Below are 22,436 nucleotides of genomic sequence, written 5' to 3' on the forward strand. Positions count from 1 at the left end.
TCGAGCCCAATGAATCAGATCCCCACGACTTATGGCCGTTGACCTCCAAGCGCTCTACCCCAAACTGATCCATCTGATGCTGGATACGGTGTTTGTGGTTGATAGAAACGACCAGATTGTTTTTGTGAGCGATGCCTGTGAGGCACTGCTGGGTTACCGTCCTGACGAGCTGAACGGCACCCCTATCAGTAACTATATGCATCCTGAAGACCTGACTGCCACACGGGCTTCGATTACCCGCGTCATGAATGGTCATTCTCACGTCGACTTCCGCAACCGTTACATCCGTAAGGATGGAGGAGTCGTATACATCCTGTGGGCTGCATTCTGGTCGGAAGAAGTTGGGGCAAGGATTGGAGTCGCGCGCAACGTGACGGCTTTAGCTCAAGCCGAGGAGGAATTACGTTTCCTCGCCCATCATGATCCGCTGACAAAATTAACCAACCGGTCGATTTTCAGTGACCGACTGAAATCTGCCCTGCACGTGGCGCACCGTCAAAATAGTCAGTTGGCTTTGCTATTTCTGGATATCAATGACTTCAAGAGTATCAATGATGTTCATGGCCACGCAGTAGGAGATCGTATTCTCTGCATGATTGCCCGACGTTTAGAAAGCTGCACGCGTGAGACGGACACCGTGGCCCGAATGGGCGGCGATGAATTTACGGTGCTGTTGACAGATATCCAGTCGCGAGACGCCGTTACCAAGAAGTTAGAACAGATTCACACCGTCATGGCCGAGCCACTGCCGCCTGAATTCGGCACACTCAAGATGCCGTCGTGCAGTATCGGCGCGGCCTATTATCCCAAGGACGGAAAGGACGCCGACACACTACTCACCTACTCGGATGATGAAATGTACCGGATGAAAAAGCAGCGTATTTTGGACAATAAAAAGCCCGGCGCATAAGTGAAACTTAAGAAGTGTATCCGTTCGGCCAAGTCATCTACCGGACTCCGCAAAACCAAGACATGGCACTCACTTAAGTGCTCACCAGCCAATCAGATGAGCAATCGTTGAGGGCCGTTAAGTTGTTGGATCAATCCGAGACTGGTGAGGGTTCTTGCTTCGGCTTACTCTTGCTGAGAACGAACCACACCGCTAAACAAATAAGCCCACCGCCGTACAAATGTGCGGCCGAAAGACGTTCATCCAGGAACATCACACCCCACAGCACGCCGAAGGGAGGGATAAGGAAGGTCACGGTCAGCGAACGCACCGGCCCGATATCCGCGATCAAGCGGAAATACAGAATGTACGCACACGCGGTGCAGATGAAACCCAGCGCAACCAGTGCTATCCAAACCTGCGGGTTACCCCAGGTCGCCGGTGGGTTTATTGCGGTTGCGATGCCAAAGAACGGCACGAGAAACAGCGTCGCGCCAATCTGACTGCCAAAAGCTACGAGTTTCGCGTCCAGCCCCCCTTTGTCAGCTACCCATCGTTTAGTCAGAAATCCTGCTGCACCGTAGCAACTGGTGGCGACTAAACACGCCAACGCGCCCATGACCACGCTCATTGAAAGTGTGACGGGGCCGGTACTGGTCAGCAACGTGATGCCCATGAACCCGATCAACACGCCGGCACCTTTTTTCAGTGTCAACGAATCGTTGAAACACATCCAACCGATCAAGACGCCCATCATCGGTGTGGTCGCATTGAAAATTGCTGAATAGCCGGCAGGTAACAGCAGTGCCGCCACGCTGTACATCAAAAATGGGATGCCCGAATTGATAACACCCAACACCATGATCTGCTGCAACTTGCCGTTGAAGTCGACTTTGGTTTTTAAAATGGCAAGAATAACGGCCAAGCCAATGGTGCCCAACAACACGCGGAAAAATGCAGTCGGCAATGCGCCCAGAACAGGAGCCGAGATGCGCATGAAGAGAAAACTCGCGCCCCAGATCGCCGCCAGAACAAATAGTCGAACATAATCGGATAATTTCAATGGTGGACGCCTCTAAGTTTGGAGTTTCACCGTAAAGCTGTTCGACATGTGCCCGCACTCCGATTCTTGCTGCCGAAAACGGATGTGCGTTTGGGCATCACGCCTTGCGTGATCAGACCGGTTGCCACTTATGCGGCAGCAACTGATCGATTTCACTCGCACGCTGCGTCGGCAGCCGTGTGAGAACGTCCTTCAAATAAGCATACGGATCATGACCATTGAGGCGTGCAGCGGGTCTTGGTATCTGGGCCGCACCGCTATCCTGGCGGTTAACCAGGCCGCTGCTTATCATTGGCTATCGGCTTTTTTGCCGCTGGCGCCCATATCTGGCATGGCTGCCCCATCCTGATGGCAGCCGCCGCTGCCGTGATGACAGCTGTACAACGTCGCAAACCAACCCTGCTCCAGGCAAGCGACGATCGAACGGCTGACGCCCTCGGCGTTCAGCTACTCGATGACGCAGGTGGACAGAGCAGGCTGAAGCCCAGGCGCGACCGGAGTGGAATGCGCGGTGGAGTCGGTCGATTGAGCGGTAGAACGCACTGACGGCTCGCGCCCAGGCGTTAGCGTGGGCGCGAATCTCGTCGCGTTTCTCTCGCACCTCTCGATGGCGCTAAGTGTCGAGTAGAACCCAACCTGTTCGACCGAGGCATTCGCGAAAACATCAAGCTAGAGGAACGATGGGCAGCGCACGCTTGTGCGCTGTCGTGTTGTACGCCCCTTCCACAATCGCCCTCACCCGCTCACTCACCCGCTCGCCCATCAGGTACGCGTCGATCTCTGCATAAGAACAGCCATAGGCATGTTCATCCAATTTGCCCGGCGCCAGCTCTTCAAGGTCGGCGGTGGGGTGTTTGTGTACCAGGTTCGTTGGTGCGCCAAGGGCGGTGGCGAGCAGGCGCACCTGAGTCTTGGTCAGGCCCGACAACGGGGCCAGGTCGCACGCGCCGTCACCGAACTTGGTGAAAAAACCCATCAATGCTTCGGCGCCATGATCGGTGCCGACCACCAGGCCATTGTGCAGGTTGGCCACGGCGTATTGCGCAATCATGCGGGTGCGCGCCTTGACGTTGCCTTTGATGAAGTCGACCTGTGCGGCGCTGGCTTCGGTGGCGGTCAGGCTGGCCATCAGGCCGTCGACGCTGGCGGCGATGTTGAGGGTGTCGATGTGGTCCGGGGTGATGAAGTCCAGGGCGGCCTGGGCGTCGCTTTCGTCGGCCTGGTTTTTGTAGGGCAGGCGCATCGCGATAAAGCGCGCGGCGTAGTCTTCGCTGCGCAGTTGCTCTACCGCCAGTTGGCAGAGGCGCCCGGCCGTCAGCGAATCGACGCCGCCGCTGATGCCCAGCACCAGGGCTTTGCAACCGGAGTGGCGCAGGGTGGTTTTGATGAAGTCGATACGCCGCTGGATCTCCCGGGGCTCTCCCCCTTTGACCAACGCGCGGTTGATATTCAGTTGCTGGGCAATACGGTCCTGGGTTTGCATGTCACACCTCCACGCTGCCGACATTGAACACGTGTGCTGCGTACTGCAAAAACGAGGGGTCTTCGCAGACATTCTTGATCGGGTCATCCGAGAATTTCACCACCGGTTCGCCGTGCACCCGCACCAGTTTCATCACGATGCTCAGCGGCTCGACGCCTTCCACATCGCAGGCCAGGCTGGTGCCCATGCCGAAGCCGAACTTGGCCTTGCCGCGCACGTGGCGCAGGATCGGCAGGCATTTCTCGAAGTTCAGGCCGTCGGAGAACATCAGGTCCTTGGTCATCGGGTCGATGCCCAGTTGCTTGTAGCGCGCCAGGACTTTGTCGGCCCAGACGATGGGGTCGCCGGAGTCCTGGCGCAGGCCGTCGTAGAGCTTGGCGAAGTACAGATCGAAGTCCTTCAGGAAGAAGTCAGTGCTGATGCAGTCGGTCAGCGCGATGCCCAGGCGGCCGCGGTATTCACGCACCCAGTGTTCCAGGGCGGCGTTCTGGCTTTCGCGCAGGCGGCCCAATTGCTGGTGCACCATCAACCATTGGTGGGCCATGGTGCCGATCAGCGGCAGGTCGAATTCGTAGGCCAGGTGCGCGTTGCTGGTGCCGACGAACTGGCCGGGGAAGTCGCGGCGCATGATGTCGACCACTTCGCGCTGGGCCTTGAACGACAGGCGCCGGCGTGTGGAAAAGTCGGAGACGCGCAGGTCGGCCAGTTCCTCGCGGCTGAGGTTTTTCTTCAGCCAGTCGAATTTCTGGTAGAGCTTGCGGGTGACGTCTTCGAGGGTCACGTCGGGATACTTGTCACGGTTGCGCAACTCGCTGACCAGCGCCAATACCGGCTGTTCGAACATGATGCAGTGCAGCATCGGGCCGACGACGCGGATGTTCAGTTGGCCGTCGACTTCGCTGACGTGGATATAGCGCAGGTTGAAGCGGAACAGGCCGAGGAAACGCTCGTAATCCGGCGTGAGGTATTCGCGAAAACGTGGGTTGAACAGAAAGCGCAGCTCACCTTCGCGCATCTGCAGGCCGGCGAGTTTTTCCAGTTCTTCGCGCAGTTGTGGGATCAAGTGGCCCAGTTTTTCCTTGGACCGGACGATGAAGTTGTACTCGACGTCGACATTCGGATACTGGTGCAACACGGCCTGCATCATGGTGAAGGTGTAGTAGTCGGTATCGAGCAGACCCTGGATCACCGGGGCTTCGTAGTCGTAGGCACTTTCCATGGTGTGTCTCCTTAACGCGTGGCCATCGCGGCCAGTTCTTCGCGGGTGCGGCTGATGCCGGCACCGGCCTTGAGCAACTCATTGACGGCCTGTACGCCGCCCTCCTGCGTAATTCCTCGGCACGCCGGCAGGTGCAGGACCACTTGCAGGCCGGCCTTGAGCAGTTGCAACGCGGTGGTCTTGACGCAGTAGTCGAGGGCCAGGCCGCCGACGATCACGCGGCTTACGCCCTGGGCTTTGAGGTACTCGATCACGCCCGTGGACAGCTTATCGTGCAGGTCGTGATAGCAGGCGCCGTAGGGGTGCAGGTCGGGTTCGACGCCTTTCCAGATGAAGTAATCGTAGTCATACGGGGTGGGCAGTTCGTCGAGCAGAGTGAAGCCCTCGGTGCCCGGCACGCAGTGGCTGACCCAGGTGACATCGGCGTGGGCCAGGCCGGTGGGTTGCAGCATCTCGCTGTGTTGCTTGACCACCCACGGCGCATGCGGAGTGTGCGCATCCTTGCTGCCGACACGGTAGCCCGCGAGGCTGGCCATGTAGTTGAGTTCGGCACCGATGAGGTCCCCTTCGGCCACTGGCAATTCGTTGGGGCACAGCGGCGTAAAGCTCTTCTGGGCGTCGACGTCGAATGAAGCGATGGCACGTTTCGAGAGGGTCATGGCGGGTCTCCTGTGGCCTGAAAACAAAAGTACACGTCATGTACTTTCATTGCAAGAAAGATTTATTTATCGAGGCTTTAGTCAGTACATGACATATTTGTTCGATCCGTTAGACTGTGCGCCACCGCTGTTTAGAAGGACTGCACATGCCACTTAGCGCCTACCTCCACACCGTCGACCTGTGCGTGCTGTTCTACTGCCGCGCGGCAGGAGAACTGAAGCTGCTGCTGAACAAGCGCGACACCGAACCCTTCGCCGGGCATTGGGCGCTGCCGGGTGTGGTGGTGAATGGCGGCGTGCAGGACCTGAGCCTCACGGATGCCGTGGAGCGCCTGCGCGCGAGTGACAAAGTCGGCCTCGACCTGGTGTGGAGCGAGCAAGTGGGTACGGTGGGCGATGCATTCCGCGACCCGCGTTGCTGGTCGTCGTCCACTTTCTACCTGGCGATCATCGCGGATGAGGTGACGCTGAGCGAGCATCAAGCCTGGTTTTCGCTGGATGCGGTAGCCGACGGCCGCATCAAGTTGCCGTTCGATCACAACACCATCGTGGCCGCCGTGCAGGAGCGGTTACTGTCCAAGTCGCTGTACAGCAGCTTGCCGCTGATGTTCCTGGGCGAGGAATTCAGCGCACCGCAAGCGACGGCGATCTTCTCGCTGGTGCTCGCGCGGCCGGTGTTGAAGAGCAGTATTCGCCAGCGCTTGCTGAAGCTGACCGAGGTGGGGTATTTGCGGGAAACGGGGCGCAAGAAACCAGGCGAAGGCGGCAGGCCCCAGGCGACGATGGAGAACTTGAAGCCGGGGAAGATTTATTTCTTCGATCGCAGTTTTGCCGACTAGCCCGGTATTCAAGAACAACCACGATCCAATGTGGGCCGGGGCTTGCTCCCTCCCACATGTTGATCGGTGCATGGCTTAACTCATCCAGTTACCGCCATCGACGTTGTAAGTCTGGGCGACGACATAGTCGGCGTCCTTCGACGCGAGGAAGATCGCCATACCGGTGAGGTCTTCAGCCGTGCCCATGCGCCCGAACGGCACCTCGTCGCCTACCCGCTTCTTTTTTTCGCCCGGCGCCAGGCCTTCGTGCTTGGCAAACAGCGCGTCCACCCCGTCCCAATGCTCGCCGTCGACCACGCCCGGGGCGATGGCGTTGACGTTGATCCCCTGCTTGATCAGGTTCAGCCCCGCCGATTGCGTGAGGCTGATCACCGCCGCCTTGCTCGCGCAGTACACCGCAACCAGCGGCTCGCCACGCCGCCCGGCCTGGCTGGCCATGTTGATGATCTTGCCGCCGTGGCCCTGGCGGATCATCTGCCGGGCTGCGGCCTGCAGGGTGAACAGCGTGCCGGCGACGTTGATCGAGAACAGCCGCTCGAAGCGCTCGCGGGTGATCTCGACAATCGGCGCCAGGTCGAACAACGCGGCGTTGTTGATCAGGATATCCAGCCGGCCCGCATGGGCCACCACGGCGGCAATCGCGGCGTCGATGGAGGCCTGGTCGGTGACGTCCATCGCCACCGCGTAGGCCTGCTGGCCCAGTTCGGCCGCCGTGGCCTGGGCCCGTTGCAGGTCGATATCGGCGATGGCAACCGTGGCGCCTTCACCGATATAGGCCTGGGCAAAGGCGCGGCCGATGCCACGCGCCGATCCGGTGATCAGCGCGCTCTTACCTTCCAGTCGTTTCATGGGGTGCGTGTCCCTTGGGCATTTATTTGGGATAACCGGCGCGGTTCATCTCGCGCTCGATGGTGGACTGAGCCTGGAATCGGTTGTTGTTATGGGTGAGGGCCGATTACAGCAGCTTGGCCAGGCCCTCACAAACCCATGGCGAATGCTCGGCTGATACTTTTTTGACCCTAGGCCCGAGCGCAAAAAAGTATCAGTACCGGGCAAAACCTTGGGTAGCGCCACTGTCGCCAACCCGCGTATTTTGAGGGAATTCCCCAAATACAAGAGGCATCACCATGCCCGTCAGTCGCGCCGAGCTGTTCGAGCACCGCCCCGCCGAACTCGAAGTGATCCTGCCCGAACCGGAGCACGGCTTTCGCTGGTTAGAACATGACTATCCCTACGCGTTGGCGCGCTGGAATCACCACCCCGAATTCGAGATCCACCTGATTCGCCAAGGCAGCGGCAAGTTGGTGGCGGGCGACTACATCGGCGCATTCAGTGCCGGGCATGTCGCGCTGATCGGCCCGGACCTGCCCCACGACTGGATCGGCGACCTGGCCCCCGGTGAGTACCTGACCGGCCGCGATGTGGTGCTGCAATTCGACGGCGCCGCCCTCCTCGCCCTGCGCAAGACCCTGCCGGAACTCGGCGATTTGCAGCCGTTGTTCGAACAGGCCCGGCGCGGCCTGGCGTTCAGCGGCGAGACTGCTGTGCAGGCGGCCCAACTGATGGAAGACATCGGCAGCGCCCACGGCCTGCAACGCCTGATCCTGTTCCTGCAACTGCTCGACACCCTCAACAACGCCCCGCCGCCGCAGGTCCAGGCCCTGGCCAGCGCGTGCTATGCGCCGACCCTGGACGCACGCAGCGCCGAGCGTATCAACAAGGCGTTCGACTACCTGATGCGTGAACTGACCGGGGATTTGCGCCTGTCGGTGATCGCCCGGCAACTGGAGATGAGCGAGCCAGGCTTCTCACGCTTCTTCAAGCGCAACACCGGCCATGGCTTTATCGACCTGATGCGCAAGTTCCGCATACAGCGCGCGTGCCGGCTGTTGCTGCAAAGCGAGCTGTCAGTGGCGGCTATCTGCTTTGAAGTGGGCTACGCCAACCTGTCCAATTTCAACCGGCACTTTCGCATCGAGATGCACCAGACGCCCAGCGAGTATCGGCGCGAAACGGCCATGCACCTGTTCAACCGCAGCGAAAAATGACACCGCGTCAATGCTGACCAAAAGGTCGATTAATTCTAGTTTTTTCAAAGCGATTCAAGCCATTGAGTAAAGTTGGTACAGCCTGTGCAAACGTTTGCGGAACGAACTTGACCGCCAAGTTCACCCCAACCCGAAGAATCGGGTCTAAACCGCGAATGAATAGGGATTTTCAATGCACTCCACCTCAAGGCGTTCCGCTTCCTTTGGTGTCTCCCTGCTACTGAGCGCCGTTACGGGAGTACTCAGCCCGTCCATTCTGGCGCAGGAACAACCCGTCGATGACTCAGCACAGGGCGAAACCCTGAGCCCTGAAGCCAGCCCGACGAAAAAAGGCGCGTACCTGTCGGACTGGTTCAACCAGGACCTGACATTGATCGGCAGCAAAGACATCAGCTTCGGCCCCAAGCCGGCCGATGACGTTTACCTGGAATACGAGTACTTCGGCCGCAAGGGCCCGTTCGAACTGTACGGCTACATCGACGTGCCGAAGATCCTCGGCATCGGTAACAGTAATGACAAAGGTGCGTGGGATCATGGCTCGCCGCTGTTCATGGAGCACGAACCGCGGATCTCCATCGACTACCTGGCCGGGCGCAGCCTGGCGATCGGCCCGTTCAAGGAATGGTATGTGGCCTTTGACTGGATCTACGACCACGGCAGCAACACCGCCAACCGCGCCAACACCTTGTACAGCGGCCTCGGCACCGACATCGATACGCACTCGCGGGTCAACCTGTCCGCGAACTTCTATGGGCGTTACCAGTGGGAAAACTATGGTGCCAGCAATGAATACTCGTGGGACGGTTACCGTGCGCAGATGAAGTACATCGTGCCCATCGACACGTTCGACAACGGCGCCTCGCTGACCTACATCGGCTTCACCAACTACGATTTCGGCTCGGACCTGCACAAGGACAACCCGGCACGCACCGCCAACGCGCTGGTAGCAACCAATGTGCTGCTGTATTCGTTCACCCACCTGCGCTTCACCCTGGTCGGTCGTTACTTTCATAACGGCGGTAACTGGGAAGATGGCAGCGAGTTGAATTTCGGCGACGGCAACTTCCGCGCCCGCTCCAACGGCTGGGGTTATTACGCCGGCGTGGGCTACCAATTCTGATCAAGGAGTCTTAGATGAAAGCGTTTAACCGTCTCTCGCTGGCCGTCGGCCTGGCCCTGCTGCCCCTCGTGGTGCTAGCGCAAGCGCCTGCGCCGATCAAACCGAAAGTGATGCTGATCACCATGTTCGCCCCCGAGGCGCAAACCTGGATCGATCGCCTGGCGCTCAAGCAGGAAGTCCGCGTGCCGGGCTTGTCCGCCGAATACCCGGTGATTCGTTGCAATACCGAAGAGGTGTGCCTGCTGGTAACCGGCATGGGCCAGACCAACGCCGCCGCGTCCACCCTGGCCCTGGCGTTATCGCCCAAGTTCGACCTGCGCCAGAGCTACTTTCTGATCGCCGGGATCGCCGGCATCAGCCCCAAACACGGCACCATCGGCACGGCGGCCTGGGCTCATTACCTGGTGGAGTTCGGCACCCAATGGGAGCTGGATTCGCGAGATGCGCCCAAGGATTGGCCGACCGGCTACATCGGTATCAACACCAAGGGGCCCAACGAAAAACCGCCGCTGGACTACAAGACCGAAGTGTTCGAACTGAACCCGAAACTGCAGGCCAAGGCGTTTACCCTGTCGCAGAAGGTGGAGCTGACGGAAAGCCAGGAATCCGCCGCCTGGCGTAAGCATTACCCTGCCGCACCGGCCAATCAGCCGCCGCAAGTCACCCGCTGCGACACACTGGCGGGCAACACCTGGTTCTCCGGCACGCGCCTGAGCGAGCGCGCCGAAGTCTGGACGCGCTTGCTCACGGACAACAAAGGCGAATACTGCACCACCCAGCAGGAAGACAACTCCACTTATGAAGCCCTGCTGCGCGCCAGTCGCGAGGGTCTGGTGGACATCCAGCGCCTGGCGGTGGTACGCGCCGGGTCGGATTTCGACCGGCCTTACCCGGGCTACAGCGAGGTCGATAACCTGCTGAAATATGCGGACCAGGGCGGGTTCGTCCCGGCACTGGAGAACCTGTACCGCACGGGTAACCCGTTGGTCCAGGCGATCCTGAAGAACTGGTCGGCGTGGGAAAAAGGCGTGCCCGAAGCCTAATAAAAACCCCGATGTGGGAGCGGCTTTGCTCCCACATTTTTAACCGCGTCAGGGCAGGAAGACGATCTTATCGGCACTGCCCGCATTCACCTCTTCGTAGCATTTCACCCCATCAGCCAACGCTACTTCGCGCAGGCCGGTCGGCAGCGGCAGCAGCCCTTCATCAAAGAAGCGCCCGAACTGCTCCAGCATCACCGCACACTGTTCGCAGGTGTAGAGCAACGAATTGATCCCCACCACCGAACCGCCCTTGCGGTACAGGGCCAGGGCCGGCAGTTGCACATGGCCGTCGACTGGCGCTGCGATGATTGCGATACGCCCGAACGGTGCCAGCCCGGCCACGGCAGCGGGTAACCAGAAACCGGTGGTGTCGAAGATCACATCCGCGCCGCCCTTGAAGAGGGCATTGACCTGCGCGCCCAAGTCCTCCGGCTGGCCCAGGGCAATCGCCTCGAAACCCTGCGCCAGCAACACCCCGACCTGCTCAGGGCGCCGCACCGCCGCGAGGACCTGTGCCCCGCGAATTTTCGCCAAGGCCAACGCCGCACTGCCGACAGCACCGTTCGCACCGATGACCAGCACCCGCGTACCCTCGCCGACACCGCTGCGCTCCAGGGCGTCCCAGGCGGTGGTGTACGGCACGCCGAGGCTGGCGGCCTGGGCAAAACTCAAGTGCGTGGGTTTGTGGGCCACGCCCTTGGCGGACACGGTGAGGTACTGGGCGTGGGAACCGTCGGCGAAGAAACCAAGGTCACGCCCAGTGCCCCAGACCGCCTGTCCCAGCCACTCCTGCGGGCCTTCGACCACCACGCCGGCAAAGTCGCGACCGGGAATGCGCGGCAGCGTGGTGTAGGGAAAGCGCCCGAGCACATTCTTCGCGTCGCTGGGGTTAAGACCGGCGGCCTTGATCTGTACCAGCACTTCACCGGCAGCAGGTACCGGGGTGGCGACGTCGACGAAACGCAGGGTGGAGAGGTCGCCGGTGGCGGTAAATTGCAGCGCTTTCATGAGCGGCATCCATCAAAAGGGAAAGGAAACTCAGGACAACCAACCACTGACCAACTGGCGCCCCATGGGCCACAGTTTTTCGCCGAGCAACATGCCCATCAGGCCGACCAGCGCGATGGCCGGCGGCGCGGGCGAGCGGAAGTCCAGCGCACCGTAGATCACGCCGACGAAGAGGCCAATGGCAAGGGAGATCAGGTAATTCATGGGGAGCAGCGCCTGGTGGTTGGATGGCGCTTAGTGTAGGAAGCCGCCGCCCACCTCGTCGGCCAAGTGCTTCAGGATTTCGGCCAAACCCTCAACCGCCGTACTGCGACGGTGCCACGCCGAGTTCCCGACGGAACATGTCGCTGAAACTGCTGGGCGAGTAACCCAGAGATCGCGCAATAGCGCTGACTGACTGGCCTTGGATCAACTCGGCCACCGCCGTGGCCAGTTGCACCTGGCGGCGCCATTGCGCGAAGCCCATCCCCAGGTGGTTCTGGAACAGCCGCGCCAAAGTACGCACGCTGGCACCGGCGGCCTCGGCATGATGTTCGAAGGGAATCGCCAGGGACGGCGCAGCCATCACCGCCTGGCAGGCGCTGATCAGGCGGCGGTCGGCCTCCAGCGGCATGGCGATGCGGATTGAGGCGCGACGTGCGCGCTGCAGTTCCAGCAAGGCCAGGCCGACCACTGCGTCGTAATAGACGGCATCGCCACTGTCGCCCTGCTCCACCAGCGTGACGATCAGCTCGCGCAGCAGCCCGCCGACTTCAATCACCTGCACCTGGCTGTCCAGCGTCGCCGCCAATGCCGGGCGCAGGTAGATATTGCGCATCTGCAAATCCGAAACCACACGTATCCCATGTTCCACACCCGGCGGCAGCCAGACGGCACGTTGGGGCGGCACCACCAGCGCTTCGCGTGGCGTCTCGACCCACATCACGCCGCTCATGGCGTAGAGCAACTGGCCCCAATCATGGCGATGGGGTTCCACATACAAACCACGCGGGTAGGTACGCGCCAGCGGCTGCACGGGGAAGGCGTGATCACTGAGGTCGGGGGGCGCGGCCAGGGCCATGGGTACACATCCGGCAAAGGTGAGCGGCCATGGTAATGACCACCGCCCGACAAACCGAGTGAATTTTTACCGCGTTCAGCCTTCAGCCGACTTGGCGCATTCGCAGCCTGTCGCCGCCGCACACGGCTCACCATGCGCATGGTGTTCGGCGCAGCCCTGGCAGCAATAGCCCTTACCGTCTTTCATCACCGCATCCACTCCCAGCACACATTTGCAGTGTGGGCAGGCACAGGTTGTATCTGGCATGGTCAGACTCCTTCTTCATGGTCGTCCCGGTGTGGCGAACGCCGACACCTTTAGCAGTGACTGCGGGCCGACGCAGGGGTTCCAACCATCAGTCGGTGCGGGTATTGCTGCGGTACATGAACACCAGCGCCAGTGCCAGGCAGGCCATCGCCACGATCCGGCTGGCCGACAGCTCGATGGCCGGGTTGCCCAGCCAGCCGAAGTTATCGATCAGCATGCCCATGCCCAATTGCCCGACGATCACCGCCACGGTGGCGACTGCCGCACCGACCACCGGCACCGCGCCGACCATCACCATCATGTACACCACCCCGAACAGGGCGCCGGTCAGTTGCCACTTCGGCACGTCCAGCAGGCTCACGGCCTGGGCCGGTTCGAAGAAGAAAATCAACAACGCGGTCGTCAGCGCGCCCACCGCAAAGGTCAGCAAGCTGCTGCGCAACACGCCCACCGTCTGGCCTAAACGGCCATTGATCGCCGCCTGCACACTCAACACCGCGCCCGCGGCGATCACCAGTACCAACAACAAAGTCAGATTCATCGCCTTAGCCTCGTGCAATCAAAACAAGCGCCGCCACAATCAACGCCAACGCAATCCAGCGCTCGCCGTTGACCCGCTTGCGCGCGGTGCCGAACCAGCCGAAATGGTCGATCAGCACGCTCTTGCCGACCTGCCCCGAGAGAATCGCGACCATCGTCATCGCGATGCCGATATGCGGCGTGGCCAGGGTCAGCACCACCACGTACATCGGCCCCAGGAACCCGCCGATCAACTGCCAGCGCGGCAGATCGGTCAACGCCGGGCCATTTTGCGGGCCGCTGAACAACAACAGCAGATACAAAATCGCCGAGCCGACGCCAAAAATGCTCAAGGTCGCCCACAAATGGCCCACCTGCACGCCCAGCGGGCCGAGCAAACCGGCCTCCACCGACAAGCCCATGCCGGCGAAGATCACCAGGGGCAACAACAGCAACCGCAGAAGGTTTTTTTCCGGCCGGGCCTGCGCCGCACCCTCGATAGAACTGGCTTGCATACATCACCTGCGTGTCAAAAAAGGAAACCTGGCGCGCATTATCCAGTGGCCGCGCTGTGCGATAAATGGGAGCATGCCTACAACACCTTTGCGTAATACGCACAGCCTGGAGGCATGATGCAGGGCTTGAATGAATTGAGTTTCAAGGCGCTGCGCCTGTTCGTCGCGGTGCTGGACCATGGCAGTTTTTCCGAAGTCGCGCGCCGTGAGGGCCTGGCGCCCTCTTCCATTTCCCGGCAGATCCAACTGATGGAACAGGCGCTCGGGCAACAGTTGCTCTATCGCCACACCCGCGCGGTCAGCCCCACCGAAGCCGGGCGCCTGCTCGGGCGGCATGCACGCTTGATGCTGGAACAACTGGAGGCCGCCGGCCAGGCCCTGCAGGAACAGGAAAGCGAGCCCAGCGGCCTGGTGCGGATCAACGCACCGATGGTGTTCGGTCAACGCCACCTTGCACCGTGGCTGGGGGAATTGTGCCGGCGCTATCCGAAGCTGCAGTTGGATATCCAGCAGACCGACACCTACGTCGACCCGCTGCAAGACGGCACCGATCTGCTGTTTCGCATCGGCGTACTCAACGACTCGGGCATGCAGGCACGCATCTTCGCTCCCCAGCGCTTTCGCATCGCCGCCAGCCCGGCGTACCTGGCAGAACATGGCAGCCCCAGCCACCCCGACGAACTGGTCAACCACCAGTGCCTGGCCTACAAAGGCATCACCGGCCAGCAGCGCTGGTTCTTTCGCCGCGACCAGGGCGACTGGACGCCCTACAGCGTCAAAGGCCCCATCACCGGCAACCACGCCGACACCCTGACCCACGCCGCCGAACAAGGCCTGGGGCTGGTGGTGTTTCCCTCGTGGCTGATCGGTGAAAGCCTGCGCGCCGGCACCTTGCAGGCGGTGCTGACGGAATACGACGTGGCAACCACCCTGGAGCCGCAGCAGATTGCAGCGTTGTGGCCCGGGAGCCGGCGGTTGTCGTTGAAGGTGCGCACGGTGATTGATTATTTTGTGGAGTGTTTTGGGGCGGTGCCGTACTGGGACCGATGAGCGAGCGAGATCCACCACAACCACGCTCATAAGGAAAACGCCTCGCGGCTAAATGTAGGTCCGTTCCGTTTTTTCGGGCCACTATTCCTAAGCCCCCCACGCTGCGACAGACTTTGGCGAATTCCTTGTTCGGAGAAATGCCATGGATGTCATGTACCGCTACCCGTCGCACTCAAAACGGTTGGCGTCAACCAGCGGTCAGGCCGTCTTTGATAGCGCCAGCAGTTTTGGCTATATTTGGCCAAAATATGCGGAGAACCACATGATGACCGTCCCGCTGGGTGAAGCAAAAAACACGTTGTCAAAACTGGTTGATGAGGCCGCGGCTGGCAACATCATCACCATCTCCAAGCATGGACGGGCGATGGCACAGCTTGTCCCTGTCGGAAAATCCAAAGGCCGGCGGATTGGTGCCATGAAAGGCAAGCTGGTGATCCCGGATGACTTTGACGCGCCTTTGTCTGACGACCTCCTCGATGCGTTCCAGGGCACTCATTCATGAGAGTGCTGCTGGATACCCACATCCTGCTGTGGGCGTTGAATGATGACCCCAAGCTATCCAGCAAAGCCCGAAAGCTGATTGAACATGCGGCAGAGATCTACATCAGTGCCGCCACATTCTGGGAACTGGCGATCAAGGTAGGCTTGGGGAAACTCACTGTCGATCTGGATGACATCCGTGAGTACTGCCTGCAAAGCGGTTTCGTCGAACTCCCCATCACGTCAGAACACGCCATTGCCGTAAAGGATCTTGAGCCTCATCACAAAGACCCTTTCGATCGGCTCATCGTTGCAACCGCCATGAGCGAACCAATGAAGCTATTGACGGCCGATCCGCAGATTGCCCAATACACATCGCTGGTGATCCTGGTGTAGATCGCCCCAGCGCCGCGAGCCTTGGATCAAAACAACCACTGCCCGATCAACCACGCGTTCGCCCCACTGATCAGCGCAAACAGAAACCACGCCAGCAACCGCGTCGGCAGGCGATTGACGAACGGGCCCATCAGTTGCGCGTCGCCGGTCATGCGGATCAGCGGATACAGCGCAAACGGCAACTGCAGGCTGAGCACCACCTGGCTGAGAATCAGCAGCTTGCCAATGGCATCGTCGCCCATCAGCCACACCCCCACAAACGCCGGGATCAGCGCCAGCCCACGGGTGATCAGGCGTCGCTGCCAGCAGGGAATACGCAGGTTGAGGTAGCCCTCCATGATCACTTGCCCGGCGATGGTGCCGGTGAAGGTGGAACTCTGCCCGGAGGCCAGCAAGGCGACGCCGAACAGAATGCTGGCGAAGGCGCCGCCGACCAGGGGATCGAGCAAATGATAGGCGTCCTGGATCTCGACCACATCGGTATGCCCGGTTTTATGGAACGCGGCGGCGGCCAGTACCAGGATCGCGGCGTTGACCAGCAACGCCAGGGCCAGGGAGCCGATGGTGTCGATACGCGCCAGCTTGACCGCGTCCTGCTTGCTGGCGAGGTCTTTGCCGATCAGCCGGGTTTGCACGATCGAGCTGTGCAGGTAGAGGTTATGCGGCATTACCGTGGCGCCGAGGATACCAATCGCCAGGTACAACGGCGCGGCATCGCTGATCGCCGACAGCGACGGCGCGAAGCCGCTGAACACGTCCGGCCAGTAAGGTTTGATCAGCATCAGTTCGATGAAAAAGCACACGCCGATGGTCGCGACCAGCGCCAGCATGATCGCTTCCAGGCGGCGGAAACCACGATTTTGCAGGGCCAGGACCAAGAGCGTGTCAAACGCCGTGATGACAATACCGGTGGTCAACGAAACACCCAGCAGCAAGTGAAACGCCAGAGCGCAGCCAAGCACTTCGGCGAGGTCGGTGGCGATGATGGAAATTTCCGCCAACACCCACTGGGTGCGGGCCGAGCGCTGGCTGTAGCGTTCGCGGCACAGTTGTGCCAGGTCCTTGCCGGTGGCGATGCCCAGGCGCGAGCACAGGCACTGCACCACCATGCCCGCCAGGCTGGCCAGCAGCACCACAAACAGCAGATTGTAACCGTAGCGCGAACCGGCCTCGATGGCCGTGGCCCAGTTGCCCGGGTCCATGTAGCCGATGGAAATCAGCAAGCCGGGGCCGGCAAACATCAGCATCCGTTTGAAAAACGACGCCTTGGGATCGACGATGACAGAGCCGGCCACTTCCGGCGGGCAGAACGGAGCGGTAGCGATTTTCGGCAGGCTGAATTTCACGCAGTATCCCAGGCAAACACGTTAGGCAAGCCCGCAGCTTATCAGTCGGACGTAACCGTGCGCATCACCGTGTCCCGCGGCAGGTCAAACGCTTCGACCACTTGCACCACCAGGTCCATCTCCTGGTTCAACGCTTCGCGCTCCATGCGCTGGCGGATTACCCCAATCACCAGCACCGCCAAGGTTGTGATCGAATACGCCGGGCCGGAAAACGCGCGCACCCCGCTTACCAGCAACATCGCCGCCGCCAGCGCCTGGCCCACCAGGGGAATCGCCGTGGCCGCGCCGCGCCGCAGGATGAACCCGGTCAGCCCCGCCAACGCCGTACCGCTCAACGCCGTGGCGGCCGAACGGCCGACATCGATGCGATGGAACAAGCCCTGCTCCTTTTGCGCCGCCGCCTGAAGCTCGGCATCGAACGCCTGGCGGTCGGCGTGGCTGAGTTTGTCCTTGTATTGCTCGATCAGTGTTTCCGCGACCTGCGCTTCGATGTCCGCCAGCGCGACGGTCTCCATCGGTTCATCGAACTTGATCCCCAGCCGCTGCGCCACATCCTCGGCGATCTGGCGATACCCCACGCCGTGCCCCCGGGCGAGGTTCATGAAGCTGTCACCGCCCATGCGCTGCAACTCGATGGCCAACTTCAGTGGCTCACGCACCGCCGCATCAATCGAGGCGCTGCGCTTTTGCGCGATCAATTCGGCGAGGAATTTCAGCTCGTCCGGGCGCGCCTGCACCAACGCCGGGAACAGCTCGCCATCTTCTTCGGCAAAACGCACTTCGGGACTGCGCTGGTCGGCGCGGATCATCCCGCGTCGCTCCTGCAGCAGGTCGGTGTACTGCACCACCGTCTGCAACTGTGGCCAATAGGCCGCGTGATCGAAGCTGGCCAGGTGAACGTTGGTCACCTTGGCCTTGAGCGCGGGCGTGATCGGGATGGCATAGCGGCCGATGCAACGCTCGGTATCCGGTTTCATCGCCAGGGCCCAGTCCTTGCTGGAATGACAGTTGATCACCCGCCCCGAGAGCGGTGCGCACACTTCATCCCAAGGGCTCGACGTACAGATCGCCCCACCCATCAACAGCAAATTGTTCAACGGCAGTTCGCGGGCGGTGTCGGGGTTGGCCAACACGCTCTTGACCAGGATGCGCGCGCCGAGGGAATGGCCGATCAAGTTGATGCGCCGCACCTGCAGCGACTCGCCGTGGAGGAACTCGGCCAATTCCGGCAACAGGCTGCGGGCCACTTCATCCACCCGGGCCTCGACACTTTTGTAATGGTCGAGAAAATACGCAATCGCCTTGCCCACCCCCACCGTCGCAGCGCCCAGGCCACCACCGCCGAGCATTGCGGTGATCACGTCCTTGAACGGTGCAAACAGGTTTTCCAGAAAATGCCCGGCAGGCCAGAACAGCATCAGGTTGGTCGAACCTTCGATACGTGCCAGTTGCGTCGTGAAGTTGCCCAGTTGCTGCCGGTCAAAGAACGCCGAGTAACCGTGCACATAGAGATTGAGCACGTCCCCCTGAGGCTCGCCGCACAGTACGAACGTGGGCTTGCGGGTACGGTGCATTTCATCCCACTGGTGCTGCATGGGCCGGTGACTCCTGGTGACGAGAGACGGCGATAGTAACAAAGGGTGGTGCCACAGGAAGATGAATCCTGACGGGCGTGGACGGCACAACAGCCTCAGAACAACGCCGCCGCCTTTGATTTAGCCAGATAACGCGCCGGGGTATCGCCCAGGTTGCGCCGAAACAGCGCAGTGAACGCGCTGGCACTGCTGAAGCCCAACTCAAACGCCACGTCGGTGATCGACACGCCGTGGCTGAGCCGGGCGGTGGCTTCCAGCAGGCAGACTTGCTGGCGCCAGGAGACGAACGTCATGCCCGTGCTCTCAAGGAAATGCCGGGTAAAGGTGCGTCGACTCATGCTCGACCAAGCGGCCATTTCGTCAATGGAGACGCTTTGCGTAGGCGCCTCCAGAAAACATTGGCAGGCGTGTGCCAACCGTGGCTCGTGGGGCAACGGCGCGCTGAGGGGCAGCTCGGGCATAGCCCCGATCTCATCGACCAGCAGCGTCAGCACGCAGGCCTGCCTGGCGCTGGGCAACGTCGATGGCTCGATGGCCAGCGCCGCCTGCAACAAATGCCTGAGCAGAGGCGACACTTCAAACACCTGGCAGCGCGCCTGCAACCCGGCCCGTGCGGCGGCGCCAGCGTCCAGGTAGGTATTGAGCATCACCACATCGCCGCGCATCTGCATTTCATGGGGCACACCGCCGGGAACCCAGATCGCCCGCTGCGGCGGCACCACCCAATTGCCCAGGTCGGTAAACATTTTCAGCGCACCGGTGGAGGCGTAGGCGAACTGACCTCTCGGGTGCGTGTGCCGCGCAAACACAGTGCCGCAAGGGTATTCGCGCAGCGTTACCAGCGCGTCGGGGCTGTCGGAATCAAAAGTCGGCATCATGGCCCGATCTTGTCAAATATTGACCTGACATAGCAAGTGGGCCACCGCCCTACCCCCTAACATCGACGCCTTTGAAGCTGCTCTCTGCCCAAAGGAAAACCCATGCTGAAAAAACACCTGGCGCTTGCCGTACTGGTTACGTTGGTCTGGGGCGTGAACTTCCCCCTCACAAAATTAGGCCTGCGCGCGATCGACCCCTTTGTCCTCACTGGCATACGCTTTGCCCTCGCCGCCCTGCCGCTGGTGTTTTTCATCAAGCGCCCCGCCGTGCGCTTCCACTATGTGGCGGCTTATGGGCTCATCTTCGGGCTGGGGATGTGGGGCGTGATCAACTATGGCATTCAGGTCGGTGTCAGCCCGGGAATCGCCTCGCTGATCATCCAACTCAGCGTGTTTTTCACCATGGGCTGGGGCTATGTACTCTTCAACGAAAAAATCCGCGAGGCCCAAGTGCTCGGCGCCGTACTCGCCGTGATCGGCCTGGCGGGGATTATCGCGACCCAACACGGCGAGCACGCGCTGCTGGGCATCCTGTTGATCGTCTTCAGCGCGCTGGCCTGGAGTGTCGGCAACGTCATCATCAAGCAATCGGGCGTGAAAGAGATCTTCTCGTTCATGGTGTGGGCCAGTTTGTTTCCACCGATCCCACTGTGGCTCATGGCCTGGTGGATGCGCGGCGGCGCAGCGTTCGACAACGTCGGCACCAACCTCGACCTGACGGCGGCGGGCTCCATCCTGTTCCAGGTCTACCTGGCCACGCACTTTGCCTACTGGGGCTGGAACTCACTGCTCAAGGCATACCCCGTATCCACCGTAGCGCCGCTGTCCTTGCTGATTCCCGTGTTCGGCATGACCAGTTCGATGTTGATCATCGGCGAGCGTATTTCCATGTCCAACCTGCTCTCGATTGCGCTCATCATCACGGGACTGGCCGTAGGGTTGTACCGCACGCCCGCAAGTGCGCGTGGCAAAACACTCAGCCAGTGAAAGACACGCCCGCGAGAACGCGGTCGCCCAGCAGAAAATCCCGCGCCCTGCACGATCACGCACTGCAAAAACACAATTATCGACAGGCAAAAAGCGCTCTAATAGCCGCCTGTTGACTGGTTTTAAAGATTTTGGAGTTCGCAATGCCCCATGAAGGCAACCTGTTACAAGCAGCCGTGGTGTTCCTGCTCGCCGCCGTGCTGACCGTGCCCCTGGCCAAGCGCCTGCAATTGGGCGCGGTGCTGGGCTATCTGTTCGCCGGTGTCATCATCGGCCCGTCGGTGCTGGGGTTGATCGGTAACCCGCAAAGCGTCGCGCAGTTCTCGGAGCTGGGTGTGGTGTTGCTGCTGTTCATCATCGGCCTGGAGTTGTCGCCAAAACGTTTATGGGTGATGCGCAAGGCGGTGTTCGGCGTCGGCCTGGCCCAGGTGCTGCTCACCGGCCTGGTGATGGGCGGAGTGGCGCTGTGGCTGTTTGGCCAGTCGTGGAACAGCGCGATCGTGCTCGGCCTGGGCCTGGCGCTGTCGTCCACCGCTTTTGGCCTGCAAAGCCTGGCCGAGCGCAAGGAACTGAACCAGCCCCACGGGCGCCTGGCCTTTGCGATTTTGCTGTTCCAGGACATTGCGGCGATCCCGCTGATTGCCATGGTGCCGTTACTGGCCGGGGGTGATCACCCAAGCTCGCAGGCCCAGGGCCTGCAGCACGTGTTGCAGATCCTCGGCAGCATCGCCGTGGTGATCATCGGCGGGCGCTATATGTTGCGCCCGGTGTTTCGCGTCGTCGCCAAGACCGGCCTGCGCGAAGTGTCCACGGCCACCGCGTTGCTGGTGGTGATCGGCACCGCTTGGCTGATGGAGCTGGTGGGCGTGTCCATGGCCCTGGGCGCCTTCCTCGCCGGCCTGCTGCTGGCCGATTCGGAATACCGCCACGAGCTGGAATCCCAGATCGAACCGTTCAAGGGCCTGCTGCTCGGCCTGTTTTTCATCAGCGTGGGCATGGGTGCCAACCTCAGCCTGCTGCTCAGCTCGCCGCTGGTGGTGATCGGCCTGACCCTGCTGTTGATCGGCTTGAAACTGCCGCTGCTGTATGCCGTCGGTCGACTGGTGGGCGATCTCAACCGCGAAAGCGCCTTGCGCCTGGGCGTGGTGCTGGCGGCAGGCGGTGAATTCGCCTTCGTGGTGTTCAAGATCGGCCGCGACCAGGGCCTGTTCGAACCGCACCTGTACGACATCCTGGTGCTGACCATCACCCTGTCGATGGCCGTGACGCCACTGCTGTTGCTGATCTGCCCGAAACTGTTCAAGCCCAGGGTCAAACCCGTGGAAGTCCCCGAGGAATATCGCACCATCCAAAGCGATGCACCGCGCGTGGTCATCGCCGGCATGGGCCGTATGGGTCAGATCGTCGCGCGAATCCTGCGCGCGCAAAACATTTCGTTTATCGCCCTGGACACCTCGGTGGAAACCATCGAGCTGACCCGCAGCTTCGGCGGCATGCCGGTGTTCTACGGCGACCCGCAACGTCCGGAAATCCTGCATGCGGCCAAGGTCGACCGGGCGGAGTTCTTCGTCATCGCCATGGATGACCCGGAGATCAACATCAAAACCGCCGAACTGGTGCGCAGCCTCTATCCGCACATGCAGATCATCGCCCGCGCCCGTAACCGTCAGCACGTCCACCGTTTGGTGGACCTCGACGCGTCACCGGTGCGCGAAACCTTCTATTCCAGCCTGGAGATGAGCCGTCGCACCCTGGTGGGTCTCGGCCTGAGCCAAGCCCAGGCCGATGCGCGCATCACCCGCTTCAAGAACCACGACCTGCAAGTCCTCGCCGCCCAGCACGCGGTGTACGACGACGCGGCCAAGGTCATGCAGACCGCCCAGGAAGCCCGTGCAGAACTGGCGCGGTTGTTCGAGATGGACCGGCTTGAGGAAGAGTCCGACAAGGTGTGATGGCGCGGATGAACGATCTTGCGAATTTTCTGACAGAATAC

General features: G+C 61.0%; 24 protein-coding genes and 2 pseudogenes. 11 read left to right on the top strand and 15 right to left on the bottom strand.

Going from position 1 to position 22,436, the window contains the following annotated elements:
• Positions 1-31: 31 nt before the first annotated feature.
• Positions 32-910, top strand: coding sequence for a sensor domain-containing diguanylate cyclase (locus J2Y83_RS15730; RefSeq protein ID WP_253396531.1), 879 nt, complete (start codon positions 32-34; stop codon positions 908-910).
• A 130-nt stretch (positions 911-1,040) separates the two neighbouring features.
• Here the strand turns inward: J2Y83_RS15730 and J2Y83_RS15735 are convergent, their stop codons facing one another.
• Together J2Y83_RS15735 and J2Y83_RS15740 are read right to left on the bottom strand one after the other, a co-directional pair.
• Entirely contained in the window at positions 1,041-1,952 is a 912-nt protein-coding gene (locus J2Y83_RS15735) for a DMT family transporter (RefSeq protein ID WP_253396534.1), read from the bottom strand.
• Positions 1,953-2,064: 112 nt separating this feature from the next.
• A pseudogene (locus J2Y83_RS15740) lies at positions 2,065-2,184 on the bottom strand (transposase domain-containing protein); the annotation flags it as partial.
• Between J2Y83_RS15740 and J2Y83_RS15745 the strand changes: the two are divergent.
• Positions 2,177-2,383, top strand: a pseudogene (locus J2Y83_RS15745) (DUF393 domain-containing protein); the annotation flags it as partial. The pseudogenes J2Y83_RS15740 and J2Y83_RS15745 overlap by 8 nt on opposite strands.
• A gap of 233 nt (positions 2,384-2,616) precedes the next feature.
• Here J2Y83_RS15745 and nadE read toward each other — a convergent pair.
• The 3 genes from nadE to J2Y83_RS15760 are packed head-to-tail and all read right to left on the bottom strand — an operon-like array spanning position 2,617 to position 5,313.
• The gene (gene nadE / locus J2Y83_RS15750) at positions 2,617-3,435 is read right to left on the bottom strand and encodes an ammonia-dependent NAD(+) synthetase (RefSeq protein ID WP_253396535.1); all 819 of its coding nucleotides are present in this window, start codon (positions 3,433-3,435) and stop codon (positions 2,617-2,619) included.
• Between the two features lies 1 nt (position 3,436).
• The gene (pncB, locus tag J2Y83_RS15755; RefSeq protein ID WP_253396537.1) at positions 3,437-4,654 is read right to left on the bottom strand and encodes a nicotinate phosphoribosyltransferase; all 1,218 of its coding nucleotides are present in this window, start codon (positions 4,652-4,654) and stop codon (positions 3,437-3,439) included.
• 11 nt (positions 4,655-4,665) lie between these two features.
• On the bottom strand, positions 4,666-5,313 hold the full coding sequence (locus J2Y83_RS15760; RefSeq protein WP_253396539.1) for a nicotinamidase: 648 nt from the start codon (positions 5,311-5,313) through the stop codon (positions 4,666-4,668).
• A gap of 146 nt (positions 5,314-5,459) precedes the next feature.
• Here J2Y83_RS15760 and J2Y83_RS15765 point away from each other — a divergent pair, with 146 nt between their 5' ends.
• Positions 5,460-6,152, top strand: a complete 693-nt coding sequence (locus J2Y83_RS15765; RefSeq protein ID WP_253396541.1) for an NUDIX hydrolase — start codon at positions 5,460-5,462, stop codon at positions 6,150-6,152.
• A 75-nt stretch (positions 6,153-6,227) separates the two neighbouring features.
• Here J2Y83_RS15765 and J2Y83_RS15770 read toward each other — a convergent pair whose 3' ends face one another.
• A complete protein-coding gene (locus tag J2Y83_RS15770) occupies positions 6,228-7,001 on the bottom strand; it encodes an L-iditol 2-dehydrogenase (protein ID WP_253396543.1) in 774 nt (257 codons plus the stop codon).
• 278 nt (positions 7,002-7,279) lie between these two features.
• Between J2Y83_RS15770 and J2Y83_RS15775 the strand changes: the two genes are divergently transcribed.
• From J2Y83_RS15775 to J2Y83_RS15785, 3 genes are all read left to right on the top strand, one after another.
• Complete coding sequence (locus J2Y83_RS15775; RefSeq protein WP_253396546.1) at positions 7,280-8,200, top strand: AraC family transcriptional regulator; 921 nt, start codon at positions 7,280-7,282, stop codon at positions 8,198-8,200.
• Positions 8,201-8,372: 172 nt separating this feature from the next.
• Positions 8,373-9,320 (top strand): nucleoside-specific channel-forming protein Tsx, encoded by a 948-nt coding sequence (locus J2Y83_RS15780; protein ID WP_247408040.1) that lies wholly within the window; start codon positions 8,373-8,375, stop codon positions 9,318-9,320.
• 14 nt (positions 9,321-9,334) lie between these two features.
• Positions 9,335-10,363, top strand: a complete 1,029-nt coding sequence (locus J2Y83_RS15785; RefSeq protein ID WP_253396548.1) for a purine-nucleoside phosphorylase — start codon at positions 9,335-9,337, stop codon at positions 10,361-10,363.
• A 48-nt stretch (positions 10,364-10,411) separates the two neighbouring features.
• On the opposite strand, the gene J2Y83_RS15790 is transcribed toward J2Y83_RS15785, so the two are convergent.
• The 6 genes from J2Y83_RS15790 to J2Y83_RS15815 form a co-directional block, all read right to left on the bottom strand.
• On the bottom strand, positions 10,412-11,371 hold the full coding sequence (locus J2Y83_RS15790) for a quinone oxidoreductase family protein (RefSeq protein ID WP_253396550.1): 960 nt from the start codon (positions 11,369-11,371) through the stop codon (positions 10,412-10,414).
• 30 nt (positions 11,372-11,401) lie between these two features.
• Positions 11,402-11,575, bottom strand: coding sequence for a DUF1427 family protein (locus tag J2Y83_RS15795; RefSeq protein WP_010564275.1), 174 nt, complete (start codon positions 11,573-11,575; stop codon positions 11,402-11,404).
• Between the two features lie 91 nt (positions 11,576-11,666).
• Complete coding sequence (locus tag J2Y83_RS15800; RefSeq protein WP_253396552.1) at positions 11,667-12,431, bottom strand: AraC family transcriptional regulator; 765 nt, start codon at positions 12,429-12,431, stop codon at positions 11,667-11,669.
• A gap of 75 nt (positions 12,432-12,506) precedes the next feature.
• Positions 12,507-12,677 (bottom strand): metallothionein, encoded by a 171-nt coding sequence (locus tag J2Y83_RS15805; protein WP_247401727.1) that lies wholly within the window; start codon positions 12,675-12,677, stop codon positions 12,507-12,509.
• Between the two features lie 88 nt (positions 12,678-12,765).
• Positions 12,766-13,218, bottom strand: a complete 453-nt coding sequence (locus J2Y83_RS15810; RefSeq protein WP_253396553.1) for a DMT family transporter — start codon at positions 13,216-13,218, stop codon at positions 12,766-12,768.
• A gap of 4 nt (positions 13,219-13,222) precedes the next feature.
• Positions 13,223-13,711, bottom strand: coding sequence for a DMT family transporter (locus J2Y83_RS15815; protein ID WP_253396554.1), 489 nt, complete (start codon positions 13,709-13,711; stop codon positions 13,223-13,225).
• 117 nt (positions 13,712-13,828) lie between these two features.
• On the opposite strand from J2Y83_RS15815, the gene J2Y83_RS15820 reads away from it, so the two are divergent.
• The 3 genes from J2Y83_RS15820 (at position 13,829) to J2Y83_RS15830 (ending at position 15,637) form a co-directional block, all read left to right on the top strand.
• The gene (locus tag J2Y83_RS15820; RefSeq protein WP_253396555.1) at positions 13,829-14,761 is read left to right on the top strand and encodes a LysR family transcriptional regulator; all 933 of its coding nucleotides are present in this window, start codon (positions 13,829-13,831) and stop codon (positions 14,759-14,761) included.
• Positions 14,762-14,903: 142 nt separating this feature from the next.
• The gene (locus J2Y83_RS15825; protein WP_253396556.1) at positions 14,904-15,263 is read left to right on the top strand and encodes a type II toxin-antitoxin system Phd/YefM family antitoxin; all 360 of its coding nucleotides are present in this window, start codon (positions 14,904-14,906) and stop codon (positions 15,261-15,263) included.
• A complete protein-coding gene (locus tag J2Y83_RS15830; protein ID WP_253396557.1) occupies positions 15,260-15,637 on the top strand; it encodes a type II toxin-antitoxin system VapC family toxin in 378 nt (125 codons plus the stop codon). The genes J2Y83_RS15825 and J2Y83_RS15830 overlap by 4 nt, the downstream gene beginning before the upstream one ends.
• A 26-nt stretch (positions 15,638-15,663) precedes the next feature.
• On the opposite strand, the gene J2Y83_RS15835 is transcribed toward J2Y83_RS15830, so the two are convergent.
• From J2Y83_RS15835 to J2Y83_RS15845, 3 genes are all read right to left on the bottom strand, one after another.
• Positions 15,664-16,983, bottom strand: a complete 1,320-nt coding sequence (locus J2Y83_RS15835; protein WP_253396558.1) for an Nramp family divalent metal transporter — start codon at positions 16,981-16,983, stop codon at positions 15,664-15,666.
• Positions 16,984-17,024: 41 nt separating this feature from the next.
• A complete protein-coding gene (locus J2Y83_RS15840; protein ID WP_253396559.1) occupies positions 17,025-18,578 on the bottom strand; it encodes a DUF726 domain-containing protein in 1,554 nt (517 codons plus the stop codon).
• Positions 18,579-18,673: 95 nt separating this feature from the next.
• Positions 18,674-19,456, bottom strand: a complete 783-nt coding sequence (locus J2Y83_RS15845) for an AraC family transcriptional regulator (RefSeq protein ID WP_253396560.1) — start codon at positions 19,454-19,456, stop codon at positions 18,674-18,676.
• Positions 19,457-19,558: 102 nt separating this feature from the next.
• On the opposite strand from J2Y83_RS15845, the gene J2Y83_RS15850 reads away from it, so the two are divergent.
• Both J2Y83_RS15850 and J2Y83_RS15855 read left to right on the top strand, forming a co-directional pair.
• Positions 19,559-20,443 (top strand): EamA family transporter, encoded by an 885-nt coding sequence (locus J2Y83_RS15850; protein ID WP_253396562.1) that lies wholly within the window; start codon positions 19,559-19,561, stop codon positions 20,441-20,443.
• Between the two features lie 143 nt (positions 20,444-20,586).
• Complete coding sequence (locus tag J2Y83_RS15855; RefSeq protein ID WP_253396564.1) at positions 20,587-22,395, top strand: monovalent cation:proton antiporter-2 (CPA2) family protein; 1,809 nt, start codon at positions 20,587-20,589, stop codon at positions 22,393-22,395.
• The last annotated feature ends 41 nt before the right edge of the window (positions 22,396-22,436 follow it).

This window comes from Pseudomonas marginalis (assembly GCF_024169655.1).
GTDB classification, from domain to species: Bacteria; Pseudomonadota; Gammaproteobacteria; order Pseudomonadales; family Pseudomonadaceae; genus Aquipseudomonas; species Aquipseudomonas paraveronii.